14 protein-coding genes, 1 tRNA gene and 2 riboswitches are annotated in these 14038 nt (G+C 62.1%); of the genes, 4 read left to right on the top strand and 11 right to left on the bottom strand.

What is annotated here, in order from left to right; genetic code table 11:
• Positions 1 to 20: 20 nt before the first annotated feature.
• From J5N58_RS09970 to J5N58_RS09955, 4 genes are all read right to left on the bottom strand, one after another.
• The gene (locus J5N58_RS09970) at positions 21 to 209 is read right to left on the bottom strand and encodes a Trm112 family protein (protein WP_113338279.1); all 189 of its coding nucleotides are present in this window, start codon (positions 207 to 209) and stop codon (positions 21 to 23) included.
• Between the two features lie 135 nt (positions 210 to 344).
• On the bottom strand, positions 345 to 1028 hold the full coding sequence (locus J5N58_RS09965; RefSeq protein WP_112830723.1) for an LON peptidase substrate-binding domain-containing protein: 684 nt from the start codon (positions 1026 to 1028) through the stop codon (positions 345 to 347).
• Between the two features lie 95 nt (positions 1029 to 1123).
• Positions 1124 to 2101 (bottom strand): thioredoxin, encoded by a 978-nt coding sequence (gene trxA, locus J5N58_RS09960; protein WP_113443142.1) that lies wholly within the window; start codon positions 2099 to 2101, stop codon positions 1124 to 1126.
• A 61-nt stretch (positions 2102 to 2162) separates the two neighbouring features.
• Positions 2163 to 2684: a prolyl-tRNA synthetase associated domain-containing protein gene (locus tag J5N58_RS09955; RefSeq protein ID WP_112830564.1), complete on the bottom strand. Its 522-nt coding sequence runs from the start codon at positions 2682 to 2684 to the stop codon at positions 2163 to 2165.
• A gap of 260 nt (positions 2685 to 2944) precedes the next feature.
• Between J5N58_RS09955 and J5N58_RS09950 the strand changes: the two genes are divergently transcribed.
• Positions 2945 to 3019, top strand: a tRNA-Gly gene (locus J5N58_RS09950).
• 119 nt (positions 3020 to 3138) lie between these two features.
• Positions 3139 to 3906 carry an SDR family NAD(P)-dependent oxidoreductase gene (locus tag J5N58_RS09945; protein ID WP_244710637.1) on the top strand — a complete coding sequence of 256 codons (768 nt, stop codon included), beginning with the start codon at positions 3139 to 3141 and terminating at the stop codon, positions 3904 to 3906.
• Between the two features lie 34 nt (positions 3907 to 3940).
• On the opposite strand, the gene J5N58_RS09940 is transcribed toward J5N58_RS09945, so the two are convergent.
• The 6 genes from J5N58_RS09940 to J5N58_RS09915 all read right to left on the bottom strand — a co-directional run bounded on the left by J5N58_RS09940 (position 3941) and on the right by J5N58_RS09915 (position 9113).
• Complete coding sequence (locus J5N58_RS09940; RefSeq protein ID WP_113425456.1) at positions 3941 to 4951, bottom strand: aldose epimerase family protein; 1011 nt, start codon at positions 4949 to 4951, stop codon at positions 3941 to 3943.
• A gap of 39 nt (positions 4952 to 4990) precedes the next feature.
• Positions 4991 to 6175, bottom strand: coding sequence for a vWA domain-containing protein (locus J5N58_RS09935; RefSeq protein WP_113425457.1), 1185 nt, complete (start codon positions 6173 to 6175; stop codon positions 4991 to 4993).
• A gap of 6 nt (positions 6176 to 6181) precedes the next feature.
• Positions 6182 to 6634 (bottom strand): GNAT family N-acetyltransferase, encoded by a 453-nt coding sequence (locus J5N58_RS09930; RefSeq protein WP_112830560.1) that lies wholly within the window; start codon positions 6632 to 6634, stop codon positions 6182 to 6184.
• Between the two features lie 4 nt (positions 6635 to 6638).
• Complete coding sequence (metA, locus tag J5N58_RS09925) at positions 6639 to 7568, bottom strand: homoserine O-acetyltransferase MetA (RefSeq protein WP_113338104.1); 930 nt, start codon at positions 7566 to 7568, stop codon at positions 6639 to 6641.
• Positions 7569 to 7674: 106 nt separating this feature from the next.
• Positions 7675 to 7752: riboswitch (SAM riboswitch) on the bottom strand.
• Between the two features lie 24 nt (positions 7753 to 7776).
• Positions 7777 to 8274, bottom strand: a complete 498-nt coding sequence (locus J5N58_RS09920) for an NUDIX hydrolase (protein ID WP_113425458.1) — start codon at positions 8272 to 8274, stop codon at positions 7777 to 7779.
• Positions 8271 to 9113, bottom strand: a complete 843-nt coding sequence (locus tag J5N58_RS09915) for an AAA family ATPase (RefSeq protein ID WP_113443139.1) — start codon at positions 9111 to 9113, stop codon at positions 8271 to 8273. Before J5N58_RS09915 ends, J5N58_RS09920 begins: the two co-directional genes overlap by 4 nt.
• 233 nt (positions 9114 to 9346) lie before the next feature.
• Between J5N58_RS09915 and J5N58_RS09910 the strand changes: the two genes are divergently transcribed.
• Both J5N58_RS09910 and J5N58_RS09905 read left to right on the top strand, forming a co-directional pair.
• Complete coding sequence (locus J5N58_RS09910; RefSeq protein WP_112830722.1) at positions 9347 to 9997, top strand: thiamine diphosphokinase; 651 nt, start codon at positions 9347 to 9349, stop codon at positions 9995 to 9997.
• A gap of 4 nt (positions 9998 to 10001) precedes the next feature.
• Positions 10002 to 11834: an ABC-F family ATP-binding cassette domain-containing protein gene (locus J5N58_RS09905; RefSeq protein WP_113443138.1), complete on the top strand. Its 1833-nt coding sequence runs from the start codon at positions 10002 to 10004 to the stop codon at positions 11832 to 11834.
• A gap of 45 nt (positions 11835 to 11879) precedes the next feature.
• Here the strand turns inward: J5N58_RS09905 and J5N58_RS09900 are convergent, their stop codons facing one another.
• The gene (locus J5N58_RS09900; protein WP_112830555.1) at positions 11880 to 13685 is read right to left on the bottom strand and encodes an ABC transporter ATP-binding protein/permease; all 1806 of its coding nucleotides are present in this window, start codon (positions 13683 to 13685) and stop codon (positions 11880 to 11882) included.
• 200 nt (positions 13686 to 13885) lie between these two features.
• A riboswitch (TPP riboswitch) is annotated at positions 13886 to 14000 on the top strand.
• Positions 14001 to 14038 lie beyond the last annotated feature (38 nt).

The raw sequence follows: 14038 nt of genomic DNA, 5'->3' as shown, positions 1-14038 counted from the left end.
TGCGACCGGCTTTCGTCCCCTCAGGTTTCCAGCTTGCGGGCCTCGGAAACCAGCATGATCGGAATGCCGTCGCGAATCGGATAGGCAAGACCGGCACGCTCGGAGACGAGTTCGCCCTTCTCCCGGGCGAAGGTCAGCCCTCCTTGCGTCAACGGACAGACCAGAAGCTCGAGGAGCTTCGGGTCGACGGTGCTCATGCGGTTTTCCATGATCGACTTTCCAAGCGATTTCCTGGCAGGGTTCTCCCGCATTTCCGGCGATACCTGAATCGCCTTCGATGCTCTTCCGTTCGTTTCGATGCCATTCTGGAGGCAAAGCCGCCGCACAGCTTTGCTCGAATTGCTCTATTGCAGAACAGAGTCCGCGTCGCCGAAGGTGCGGGCGAGCACAATCTCGGTGATGGCAACGAGCGTTTCGGCGCGGGTCTTCAAGTCGGGGGCTTCGAGCAGCGCCTGCTTTTCGGCAGGGCCGAAGGGCGACATCATCGACAGCGAATTGACCAGGGTGAGATTGCTGGCTCGTTCGACGCTCTCCCAGTCCGCTTCCAGCTTGTTGGCGTCGAGATAGGCGCGGAAGGCGGCAAGCAGGGCAGTGCGGTCGACCTGCGCTTCCTCTTCGGCGCCGGTGGCCAGGTCGGTCATGAAGGGCGCTATGCGGAAATTGCGGTAGGGCTTGGAACCGGGAACTTCCTCCATCAGGCGGAAACGGCAGACGCCACCGAGCGACACGATATAGCGACCGTCGCCGGTTTCGGTGAAAGACGTGACGCGGCCGATGCAACCGACCTGGGCGAGCGGCGGGCGTTCGGGCAGGATGTCAGCCTCGGGAACCTCGCCGAGGGCCGGCTGGATCATGCCGATCAGGCGATTGCCGGCCAGTGCATGGTCCAACATGGCGAGATAACGCGGTTCGAAGACGTTGAGGGGCAACTGGCCGCCGGGCAACAACAACACACCCGACACCGGAAAAACGGGCAGAATTTCCGGTAGGTCGTTTTCGGTCAGATATCTGGCATTGCCGACATGCATGAAGATAAACCCATTCCGGCCGTTCCCAGCCGCAACCATCCCCATAATGTGGTTGCGGCAAGGGGAATCTCAAGGGCGGAAGCGCATTTCTCCGCTCAGGAGAACAGGATCGAGGAGAGTTTGCGCCGCGCCATGATCGTGGCCGGGTCCTTCGGGCCCCAGACCTCGAAGAACTGCAGCAGCTGGCGGCGCGCGCCGTCGTCATCGAATTCACGGTCACGCTTCATGATGAGCAGCAGATGTTCGGCCGCTTCCTCGCGCCGTCCCTCGACATTGCGGATCTTGGCGAGTTTCATCCGTGCTTCGTGATCGTCCGGATTGAGCGCCAGCGCATGTTCGAGCGCCACCGGGTCGCCCAGCTTGCGGGCCTCGTCGATCTGTTCGAACTTCTTGAGAAGCGCCTGGATTTCGGCGGCCTTCTTAACCTCTTCCGGCAGGCCCTCGAGCAATTGCCGGGCGCGGTCCTGCTGGCCGGCGGCCAGCATGCATTCGGCCATGCCGGCGATCGCCTTGGGGTTTTCGGGTTCGGCTTGCATGATGGCGCCGAAGAGCTGAGCAGCCTCCTGGATATTGCCCGAGGCAAGCAGCGTCGCCGCCTCCTCCAGCGCTGCCTCGATCTCCGCTGCCTGATCGGCGCCGGCGGGGCCTGCGACTTTGTCGATGAACTGGCGGACCTGGCTTTCCGGGAGCGCACCCATGAAACCATCCACCGGGCGGCCGTTGACGAAGGCGATGACGGCGGGGATCGACTGGATGCCGAGCTGGCCCGGAATGGCCGGGTGGTCATCGATGTTCATCTTGACCAGCTTGACGCGACCGCCGGCTTCGTTGACCACCTTCTCGATCACCGGGGTCAGCTGCTTGCAGGGGCCGCACCAGGGTGCCCAGAAATCGACGAGAACCGGCTGGTTGCGGGATTCTTCGATGACATCCTTGGTGAAGCCGGCCGTGGTGGTGTCCTTGATGGCTGCACCGTTGGCGGCTGCCACCGGGGCGGCGGACGCGCCGCCGAAATGGGCCTGGCCCGTCATCTGGCCGCCGAAACCGCCATAGGGATTGCTGTTGTCGCTCATCGAAATCTCTCCCGCACCTTGGGGCCTCTTCGGGGGCCGAGTTTGCCAGTAAGATCGTATGTCAGGCCGTGACTTTCAAGACAAGCGGCGTGTGGCCCGTCGCCTCAAGAAAGCGCAGGAGGTCATCCCGGCCGATCGAGGTCGTCGCATCGTTGGAAAGCGGATGGCCATTGATGATCTCGTGTTCCATCAGGTCCGCATCCAGGATGAAGGTGACATTGTGGCCGGTATCGTTGATCGCGCCGAAAACGGTGACGGAGCCGGGGATGACGCCGAGATATTCCATCAGCTTTTCCGGCTTTCCGAAGGAAACCTTGCTGGCCGCGCCGATCAACGTGTGTACCGTCTTCAGGTCGACAACGGCATTTTCCTCGACGGTGAGCAGGAAGAACCGGTCCTTCTTATCCTTCACGAAGAGATTCTTGGTGTGGCCGCCGGGGATCTCGTCGCGCAGCGCCACCGATTCGGCGACCGTGAAGACCGGCTCGTGACGGGCCGTCCTATGCTCGATCTTCAGGTCGTCGAGAAAACGAAAGAGGTCTTCGGCGGTCTTTGGGGAGGCGGTCTGGGGGTCGTTCGTCATGGAGGGCTTTCGGGACTGCGGATGAAAAGAGGAGGCCGTTTTGCTGTCGGGGGAGAGTGATACGTCCGCTTGCCGGGCTTGGCAATCGCGGTCATCCCATGCAAACCCCGGTTTTCCGGGCTTTCGAAAGGCGCGTGATTTTTTCTCGGAAATTTCGTCATTTCCCTGTTGCATTTGAAAAATGATTGGGCCATATAGCGCCCGTCGCCGCAACGCAGACGACCTTCGATCCACCGACTACCCCCGGATCGTCGATATGAGCGGGTGTAGCTCAGGGGTAGAGCACAACCTTGCCAAGGTTGGGGTCGGGCGTTCGAATCGCCTCACCCGCTCCAGTTTTCTCCCGAAAATAACAGAAAATGCAAAGCGGCTTAGACGTTGCGCCGTTTCAATCCGGCAGACAGGCGCTGTTTCGCGCCCTATAGTCCTCCAATCCGCATCGAAGGGGGACGGCATGGCCGACAGGTTGAGGGGCAAGATTGCAATCATTTCAGGCGGCGCGACCGGCATGGGCGGCGCGGCTTCCAGGCTGTTCGCAGCGGAGGGTGCGAAGGTCGCCATCATCGATCGCAATGGCGACGAGGCTGCCCGAACCGCGGCTGACATCCGCGAGGCGGGCGGTGTGGCGGAACATTGGGTCGCCGATGTTTCCGACGAGAAGGCCGTCAATGACGCCGTGCGGGGCGTCGAAGCGCATTTCGGTCCGGTGACCGTCCTTTTCAATCATGCGGGCACGATCGTCATCAAGCCTTTTCTCGAGACCACGACCGAGGAATGGGACTGGCTGCATGCCGTCAATGTCCGTTCGATGTTCCTGATGACCAAGGCCGTGCTGCCGGGCATGATCGGGGCCGGCGGCGGTTCGATCGTCTGCACCTCGTCGATATCGGCTGTGGCGGCAACGCCGATGGAAGTGCTCTACGACACGACGAAGGGCGCCGTACACATGTTTGCCCGCGCGATCGGCGTCGAGTTTCGCGACCGGAACATCCGTTGCAACGCCGTCTGCCCCGGCTTCATCCGCACGCCGCACGGACTTCGGGAAGTGGCTGAGCTTTCCGCGCATGGCGTCGACGTCTCCGACGCAGCCATTGCCGTCCAGCAGGGCCGTATCGGTGAGCCGGAAGACGTGGCGCGCGCCGCGCTCTATCTGGCCAGTGACGAATCGAATTTCGTCAACGGCGCGCATCTCTTCGTCGATAACGGCTTCACCGCCATCTGAAGACCATCGCGGGCATCGCCAGCCGGAGGCCGGTTCAGATCCGCGAAAACACGTAGTCGGTTTCCTGCCTCAGCACTTGGCCGGGCCTCAGCACCGGGCTCGGGAAGGCGGCGTGGTTGATCGCGTCCGGCCAGACCTGGGTTTCGAGGCAGAAACCGGCATAGGGGCCGTAAGTCTTCCCCTCGAGCCCTGGAACCGGCACGTTAACGTAGACGCCGGCATAGAATTGCACGCCGGGTTCGGTGGTGCGCACTTCCATGGTGACGCCGGAATTGATGCTACGGGCCAGCGCCACGCTGCGTTTTTGCATGCGGGTCGGGGAGAGGCAGAAGTTGTGGTCGTAGGGCACCTGTGTGCCGTCCACCTGACGGCGGATAGGCCGCATCTCGCGGAAATCGAAGGGGGTTCCGTCCACCGGCCGAATCTCGCCGGTCGGGATCAGCACGTCATCGACAGGCAGGTAGTGATCGGCGGCGATCATCAGGTCGTGGCCGAGAATATCGGCGCCGCCGTCGAGATTGAAATAGGCGTGCTGGCAGATATTGGCGAGCGTCGGCTGATCGGTCTCGCTTTCATAGACGACCGACAGCACGCCTTCGTCCCTGAGCTGGTAAGTGGCGGTGATCCGGCAATTGCCGGGATAGCCGGCGCGGCCATCCGGATCGGTCATCGCCAGCGTGACGCTGTCGGAGGATAAGCCGATGATCTGCCAGTTCCGTTTCGCGATGCCGTCCGAGCCGCCATGCAGATGATTGACGTCTTTCTCGTTGCGTTCGAGCCGATACGGCTTGCCGTCGAGCGTGAATGCGCCGCCGGCGATACGGTTGGAGCAGCGGCCGGGGGTCACGCCGAAATAAGGCGAATGGCGCTCATAGTCCTCCAGCCGGTCGAAGCCGAGCACCAGCGGTGCTGCGTGACCCTCAAGGCGCAGGTCCTGGATCGTCGCGCCATAGGTCATGATACGGGCCGTCAGGCCGCCGGCCGAAAGCGTGACGCGTTCGACTGTCTCGCCGCTTGCGGTCTGTCCGAAAATCTCTTTCTGCATGGCGTGATCCTGGCTTGGGAAATGTTGAGGAGATGAAAATCAGCGGGAAAGCTCTCTTGCCGCGGTTTCGAGCCCGCCGAGCGTCAGCGGAAACATGCGGTCGCCCATCAGTCGGCGGATGAGGCTGACCGATGTCGTATAGCCCCAGCGGTCCTCCTGCAACGGGTTGAGCCAGAGGCTCTTCCGGAAATGGCCCGTCAACCGGTCGATCCAGACCGCGCCAGCCTCCGTGTTCCAGTGTTCAACGGAACCGCCGGGATGGGTGATCTCGTAGGGGCTCATCGAGGCGTCTCCGACGAAGATCAGGCGGTAATCGGAGCCATAGGTTCGAATGACGTCCTCGGTCGCCATCACTTCGGAATGCCGGCGGCGATTGTCCTTCCATACCCGTTCATAGGGGCAGTTGTGGAAATAGAAGTAGTCCATGTGCCGGAATTCGGAGCGGGCGGCGGAGAAGAGTTCTTCGACGGTGTGGATGTGATCGTCCATGGAGCCACCGATATCGAAGAACATCAATAGCTTGACGGCGTTGCGCCGTTCCGGCCGCGTCTTCACGTCGAGATAGCCGTGTTCGGCGGTGGAGCGGATGGTGCCGGCAAGGTCGAATTCATCGGCCGCACCTTCGCGGATGAACCGGCGGAGCCGTCTCAGCGCTACCTTGATGTTGCGGGTGCCCAGCTCAACCCCGTCGTCGAGATTGCGGAATTCGCGTTTGTCCCAGACCTTCACCGCCCGGCGATGACGCGATGTGTCCTGGCCAATGCGAATGCCTTCGGGATTGTAGCCATAGGCGCCGAAGGGAGAGGTGCCGGCGGTGCCGATCCATTTGGAACCGCCCTGATGGCGGCCCTTCTGCTCGGAAAGCCGCTGGCGCAGCGTTTCCATCAGCTTGTCGAAGCCGCCTAGAGCCTCGACCAGTTTCTTGTCTTCTTCCGAGAGATGCTTTTCAGCCAGCCGGCGCAGCCATTCCTCGGGGATCGGCACGGTCTCCACACCATCGGCACCCGTGACGGTTTCCAGTCCACCGAAGATCTCGGAGAAGATGCGGTCGAAGCGATCGATATGCCTTTCGTCCTTCACCAGCGCGGTGCGGGCGAGGAAATAGAAGGCTTCCGTGTCGAAATCGGCAAGCCCTGCTTCCATGCCTTCGAGAAGCGCCAGGAACTCCCGGAGCGTCACCGGGATACTCGCTTCCTTCAGTTTCAGGAAGAAAGGGATGAACATCGGGCCTCAGAAATTCTTCTGATAGACGAGGAAGGGGGTCTTTTCCGCGATCCGGTCGTAGAGCCGGCGCGCAGTGGCGTTGAATTCCTGCGTCATCCAGTAGACCTCCTTCGAGCCTTCCGCTCTCGCCTTCTCGTAGACGGCCTCGATCAGCGCGCGGCCGATGCCGGTGCCGCGGACCTCAGGGTCGGCATAGAGATCCTGAAGATAGCACACATTGTCGATATGCCAGCAGGAACGATGGAAGAGATAGTGCGCAAGGCCGGCGGGGCGGCCGTCGACCAGCGCAAGGAGACCGCGATATTCGCCCGGTGCCGAACCGGTCAGCCGGGCGAAGGTCGTCGCATAGATTTCCTCGGGCAGTTCGGTCTCGTAGAAGGCCAGATAGGCCTTCCACAAGCGCCGCCATTCCGCCTCGTCCGCTTTGGCGAGCGGACGGATCTCGGCGGTTCCCGCCATGGGCTCAGGTCTCCTTGCCGCTGCCGATGACTTCCAGATCGTAGGGTGTCGTCTGGTAGATCTCGTTGATCCAGTTTCCGAACAGCAGATGGGCATGGCTGCGCCAGCGGTTCAAGGGGGTGATCTCCGGATCGTTGTGCGGGAAATAGTCGTGCGGCATCTTGATCGGCACGCCGGAATTGACGTCGCGGAAATACTCTTCTCCGAGCGAGGTCGAGTCGTATTCGACGTGGTTGAACATGTAGAGCCGGTTGCCGCGCTTCTCATGCACGAGGCAGACCCCCATTTCATCCGATTCCATCAGGATCTCCAGTCCCGGGACCACGCTGATGTCCTCGCGGCGGACCTCGGTCCAGCGGGAGACCGGCACCTGGAAATCATCCGAGAAACCATTGAGGTAGATGGAGGAGGGCGCAAGATTGCGGTGGCGATAGACGCCGAAGGCCTTTTCCTTCAGCGTGTGCTTCGGCACCTCGTGGAAGTGATAGATCGCCGCCATCGCGCCCCAGCAGACGTTCATCGTCGAATGGACGTTGGTTTCCGTCCAGTCGAGGATCTTTTCCATCTCCGGCCAGTAGGTGACTTCCTCGTAGGGCAGCGTTTCGACCGGCGCGCCGGTGATGATGAAACCGTCGAACTTGCGGTCCTTCACTTCCTCCCAGGTCTGGTAGAAGGAAAGAAGGTGCTCCTCCGGCGTGTTCTTGGCCTTGTGGCCGCCGATGCGCACGAGGGTTAGTTCGACCTGTAGCGGCGAGGCACCGATCAGACGGGCAAACTGTACCTCCGTCTTGATCTTGTTCGGCATGAGATTGAGCAGCCCGATCTGCAGCGGGCGGATATCCTGACGGATAGCGGCCGTTTCGGTCATGACCCGCACGCCCTCATGCACGAGGGTTTCAAAGGCGGGCAGGGTATCGGGTATCTTGATCGGCATGTTCGAACTCGACTTTCCGTGTCATGGCGGTCCGGACAGGCCCGGCACCGCGCACATACAAAAAAACCGGCAGCTTCCCATATCGCTACCGGTCCTCGGAAAGTTTCTCGAACTCGCCTCGGCCCTTTAGCGACTTATTTAACGTGGCTGCAAGCCGGCCGGCCAAATCACCACGAGGCCAGTCCTTTACGCCTGTCGGCGGCGTGAATCAACGGAAAAGGTTTTCGCGATGCAGCGCGGGTGTCATCGTCTCCCCGCCGAGACAGGCAAGCGCTTCCGCCATGCCGTATCCGAGCCTTTGACGGGCCTCGTCCAGCCCGAGCCAGAAGAAACGGAAACGGACCGGCTCGCCGCCGCCGAAAGGCATTTTTTCCCAGTGAACCCATGTTTCGGCAGGCTTTTCCGGCAGCGCCACATGAAAATAGGAGCGCCGGTGGGTGATGAGCGATCCCTTTTGCTCAAAGCGGTGGTTGCATGTCTCGATCAGCCGGAACGGTGCCTTCGGCTCGAGCCCGGTTTCCTCGGCAAATTCCCTGAAGGCAGCGCGTTCGACGGTTTCCGGATGCTCCACAGTGCCGCCCGGAACCTGCAACGCGATTTCGGGAAAGTCCGGTTCGTCGAAAACGAGAAGGCGATCGCGCCAGGTGACGTAGATCAGGACCTTGAATGCATCGGGTGTCCCATGTGGCGTAGCATCGCGCGTCATCGTCCCTCCCGCCTTGCCATGAAGGCGAGCCGTTCGAAGAGATGGACGTCCTGCTCGTTCTTCAGGAGCGCGCCGTGGAGCTTCGGCAGGGCCTGCTTCGGGTCGACGCGAAGGTCGGCGGGATCGACGTCCACGGCGACCAGAAGGCGAATCCAGTCGAGCGCCTCCGAGGTCGACGGTTTCTTGCGCAGGCCCGGCGTCTCGCGGATCTCGTAGAACTGGGTGAGTGCCGCGCGGATCAGGTTCTGCTTCAGGCCGGGATAGTGGACCTCGACGATCCGTGCCAGCGTATCTGCATCGGGAAAGCGGATATAGTGGAAGAAGCAGCGGCGCAGGAAGGCGTCCGGCAATTCCTTCTCGTTGTTCGACGTAATGATGACGATCGGCCGGACCCTGGCCTTCACGGTCTCGCCGGTCTCGTAGACATGGAATTCCATGCGGTCGAGTTCCTGCAACAGGTCGTTCGGGAACTCGATATCGGCCTTGTCGATCTCGTCGATCAGGAGCACGGTCTTCGTGTCCGCGGCGAAGGCCTGCCAGAGTTTGCCCTTGCGGATGTAGTTCTTCACGTCGTTGACGCGCCCGTCGCCGAGCTGGCTGTCGCGCAGGCGCGAGACGGCATCATATTCGTAGAGCCCCTGCTGCGCCTTGGTGGTCGACTTGACGTTCCATTCGATCATGTCGAGGCCGAGGGCCGCGGCCACCTGTCGGGCAAGCTCGGTCTTGCCGGTGCCGGGTTCGCCCTTGACGAGAAGCGGACGCTCAAGCGCGATCGCCGCGTTGACGGCGACCATGAGGTCCTTGTCGGCGACGTAATCGGCGGTGCCGGTAAATTGCATGGTTTTCTTTCCGTTTTTAGTCGGCGGGAAGGTAATGGGCGAGGAGTTGCGGTGCAAGGTGGACGTTGGTGGACGTTGCGTGTGGATCGCGGCCCCTCATCCGGCTGCCGGGACCTCTGCCCGCTTGTGGGGGGAGGGTCGGGGTGAGGGGCAGTCCTCGCAATGGGCCGGTCGACGGACTGCCTTGTCGAAGCGCTTTCCCTTTGACGCAAAGATGCGCTATGGGCAGGGCCATGAGGAAAAACAGCTTCACCATCCTGCTCGGAGGGCCGCTCACCGGAACCGAACGCCTGATGACGGCGATCGCCGGAAGCCGGGTGATCGCGGCCGACGGCGGCATGCGTCATGCGGCGGCGCTCGGCCTTAAGCCCGAACTCTGGGTGGGCGATTTCGATTCCTCGCCGGAAGACCTGTCCAGGGATTTCCCCGATGTGCCGAAAATGCCCTATCCGGCGCAGAAGGCCGAGACCGATGGGGCGATCGCCATCGGCGAGGCGCTGGCGCGGGGTGCCGAAAGCCTGATCCTTGCCGGCGGGCTCGGCGGCGAGCGGTCCGATCATGCGCTGATGCACATGCTGCAGGCCGTGAGCCTTGCTAAGGAGGGCCGCCACATTCTTCTCACCTCGGGCGAGGAGGAAGTCTATCCGCTGCTTCCCGGGGAAAGCGCCATCGACCTGCCGAAGGGGTCGCTTTTTTCCATTCTCGGATTTTCGCCACTTACAGGGCTTTCGATCCGCAATGTCCGTTATCCGCTCGACGATTTCCAACTGCCGTTCGGTTCGTCGCGCACCATTTCCAATGTGGCGGAAGGCCCGATTGCGCTATCGCTGAAGAGCGGAGACGCGATCCTGCTTGCCCGCCCCTATGACATGACCGGAGCCTGAAGCCTTGGCGCCTCCCATCCTGAAACTCGACGATATCTTCCTTTCCTTCGGCGGCACGCCGCTGCTTGCCGGCGCCAGCCTGCAGGTGGAACCAGGAGACCGGATCTGCCTCGTCGGCCGTAACGGTTCGGGAAAGTCGACGCTGATGAAGATCGCGGCCGGGCTGGTCGAGGCGCAGTCGGGCGAGGTCTTCCGTCATCCGGCTGCGACCATCCGTTATCTGGAACAGGCTCCCGATTTCGCCGGTTTCTCGACCGTGCAAGCCTATGCCGAGGCAGGGCTCGGACCGGGCGACGATCCCTACCGCGTCACCTATCTGCTCGAGCATCTGGGGCTGACGGGCCATGAGGACCCGAAGAGCCTTTCCGGCGGCGAGGCCCGCCGGGCGGCACTGGCGCGGGTGCTGGCGCCGGAACCCGATATCCTGATGCTCGACGAGCCGACCAACCATCTCGACCTTCCGACCATCGAATGGCTGGAAAGCGAGCTTGCCAAGAGCCGTAGCGCGCTCGTTCTGATCAGTCACGACCGGCGTTTTTTGGAAAAGGTTTCCACCGCGACCGTCTGGCTCGACCGCGGTCTTTCGCGCCGGCTCAACCGGGGCTTCGCCCACTTCGAGGAATGGCGCGACAAGGTGCTCGAGGAGGAAGAAATCGAGCAGCACAAGCTCGGCAAGGCGATCGAACGCGAGGAGCACTGGCTGCGTTACGGCGTGACCGCCCGGCGCAAGCGCAACATGCGCCGCCTCGGCCAGCTTCAGACGATGCGGGCGGAATATCGCGGTCACAAGGGGCCGCAGGGCACCATCCAGGCCAATGTCACCGAGGGCCGCGAGAGCGGCAAGCTGGTGATCGAGGCGGAAAAGATCACCAAGGCCTATGGCGAGCGCACGATCGTCGCGCCGTTTTCTATCCGGGTTCATCGCGGCGACTGTATCGGCCTGATCGGCCCGAACGGGGCCGGCAAGACGACGCTCCTCAAGATGCTGACCGGTCAGCTCGAACCGGACAGCGGTTCGGTGAAGCTTGGCACCAATCTCGAAATCGCGGTGCTGGACCAGAAACGCGAAGGGCTGAACCCCGACGATACGCTCGCCCATTACCTGACGGACGGACGCGGCGAAAACCTGCTCGTCAATGGCGAGCAGAAGCATGTGACCGGCTACATGAAGGACTTCCTGTTTCAGCCGGAACAAGCCCGCACGCCGATCCGCAACCTTTCCGGCGGCGAGCGCGCCCGGCTGATCCTCGCCCGGATCATGGCGAAGTCCTCGAACCTGCTCATCCTCGACGAGCCGACCAACGATCTCGACATCGAGACGCTCGATCTTCTGCAGGAGATCGTTGCCGGCTATTCGGGAACCGTCATCCTCGTCAGCCACGACCGCGATTTCCTCGACCGGACCGTGACGTCCACTATCGCGCCGGTCGATCCGGAACATCCCGATGGCCGCTGGATCGAATATGCCGGGGGCTATTCCGACATGCTCGCCCAGCGCAAGGGCGCCGAGGACGAGCGCAAGCGGGTGGAGAAAGCGGAGAAGGCGAAGGCGTCCGGCAGCGCGGACAAGCCTGTTGCGGATCAAGGTTCGAAGGGCAAGGGCAAGCTTTCCTACAAGCAGAAATTCGCTCTCGAAAACCTGCCGAAGGAAATGGAGAAGACGGAGAAGGAAATCGCCGCCCGCGAGGCGAAGATGGCCGATCCAAACCTTTTCACCAAGGACCCAGCGACCTTCAACAGACTTGCTGCCGAAATGGAAAAGCTGCGCGCCGATCTCACCCGCATGGAAGAGGAATGGCTGGAGCTGGAAATGCTGCGCGAGGAGCTGGAGGGCTGAGGTCCAGGACCTCAAAGCGGCGCGTACCGCCCGTGGCTTCCTGCCTCAGGCGGCTTCCGTCGTTTCCCGCGGACGGGGCGGTTCCGGGTTGAGCCGTTCCAGATGCAGAAGACGCGGGGAGGTTGCGTCGTAGAAGGCGCCGGAGCGGCCGATATAGATCAGCGTCGCGTCGGTGAATTCCGACATGACGCTCGATAGGGTCGCGACCGTGTCTGATTCCAGTCCTTCCAGAACATCGTTGAAGACGATCCAGCGGGGCTTGCGCAGGAGAAGGCCGGCAAAGGCCAGCGCCATCTGCTCGTCCTTGTCCAGCAGGCGGTCCCAGCGGGCGCGCTCGTCCAGCTTGTCGGCAATGCGTTCCAGGCCGACCCGCTTCAGGGCGGCGACCATCGCCTCTTCCGGGATGCCGGCCGAGGCAAGCGGATAGGCCAGCACGCTCTTCAACTTGCCTTCCGGCAGATATTCGAGCTGCGGCACGAAGAGGATGTTGTCTTCCTGCGGCAGGCGGATCGTACCCTTGCCGTAGGGCCACAGCCCGGCAATCGCATTGAACAGCAGCCGGCGGTTCACCCCCTGATCGCCATTGACCATGATGCGCTCGCCGGCGGCGATTTCCGGGTTCTGTTCCCTGATCCTGAAGCCGGTACGGCTGATCTCGCCATCGATCTGCGGGCAGATCGCAAGGTCCTCGAAGCTGAGCTTGCCGGGCGGGCCGACCTCGATAGCGATACCGCCGTCCTTCGGCTTGATATCCTCGATTTCCATCAGCGCGGCGCGGAAGACCGTCACCCGGAGAAGGGCGGCCTGCCAGTCGGCGATGGCACCGTAATTGTCGACATACCAGCGCAAGGCCGAATAGACCTGGTTGAAGGCAGCGGCCGCGGCCATGAGTTCGCCGAAGGTCATGGTTCCCGCGAAATAGGCGGGTGAGGCGATCAGGATCGGCACGATCATGGCGAGCCAGCCGAAGCCGGCCGTGACCCAGGTGAGATTGGTCAGCGCCATGGCAAGCTGGCGGATGACGGCAAGAACGGAATCGATCGCCTCGTGAATGTGGCGGCGCTCGGTTTCCTCGCCGCCGGCGAGCGCGATGGCCTCGAGGTTCTCGTTGGCGCGCATCAGCGAGAAGCGCAGGTCGGCTTCGCGCGCATAGCGTTCGGCATTGAGCCGGGTGAGCCGCCAGCCGACCACCTTGCTGAGCAGCGACGCGGCGGCGGCATAGATCAGCGCTCCCCAGACCATATAGCCGGGAATGGAGAAACTGTAGTCGCCGACATGAAAGACGAAGCCGCTCGACATCTGCCAGAGAACGCCGATGAAGCTGACGAGCAGGATCGTTGCCTGGACAAGTCCGATCGACAGCGAGGTGGTCATTTCCGCGAGCTTGCGGGCATCCTCGTGCAGGCGCTGGTCCGGATTGACGCCGAGCGGGCTCGACATCGAGAGCCGGTAGGCGCGGCGGTCCTTCAACCACTGGTCGACGACATCGCGCGACAGGCCCTCGCGCATGTAGAGCGCGGTCATCTGGTTGAGCCAGGTCTGGATGACGTTGAGCAGCAGCAGAAAACCGGCGATCAGGCCGAAATTGCCGAGCTCCCGGATGAAGGCATCGATGTCGCGCCGTTCCAGGGAATTGTAGAAGGGCACGTTCCAGCGGTTTATCAGGACCTGGCCGTAGGTGGTCAGGAGGATGACGGCAAGCAGCGCGCCGGCGACCACGAAGACCCGGTTGCGCACCGAGGATGCCCAGAAGGAATCGGCGGCGATCCGCACTTGCCGCGAAAAACTAAGTTCGACCGTCGCAGCCGTGGGGCGCCCGTTTGCAGCTTTTTCCGGATCCGAACTGACCATATATCACTGTCTCGCCGTATCGGCTTTTTCTTATATCATCACAAAGGCGCTGTGCACCCGTACCCGGACACAATACCAGCCTTCCTGCGACAGAATGGCAGAAATAGGTTGGAAAAGCGTTGCGGCCACGCAACATCGGCCGTTTCAGGCACTTTTTTGCAATGCCCTTGCCTCCCGCAGACCGCCGCGCTATGTCTCGTCCTGCTCTAACGGGGTGCCTCATGTCCTTTCCGGACGTGGAGCTGAGAGGCCAAAAGCCAACCCGCGGAACCTGATCCGGCTAACACCGGCGGAGGGATTAGACGCGTAAGACAAAGACGCCCTATCCCGAAATCCTACTTTTATGGAGGGGC

It is taken from the genome of Paenirhizobium cremeum, assembly GCF_022884085.1.
GTDB lineage: Bacteria > Pseudomonadota > Alphaproteobacteria > Rhizobiales > Rhizobiaceae > Allorhizobium > Allorhizobium cremeum.
The sequence above is the reverse complement of the archived record's forward strand: the minus strand, read 5'-3'. Positions and strand labels throughout refer to the sequence as shown.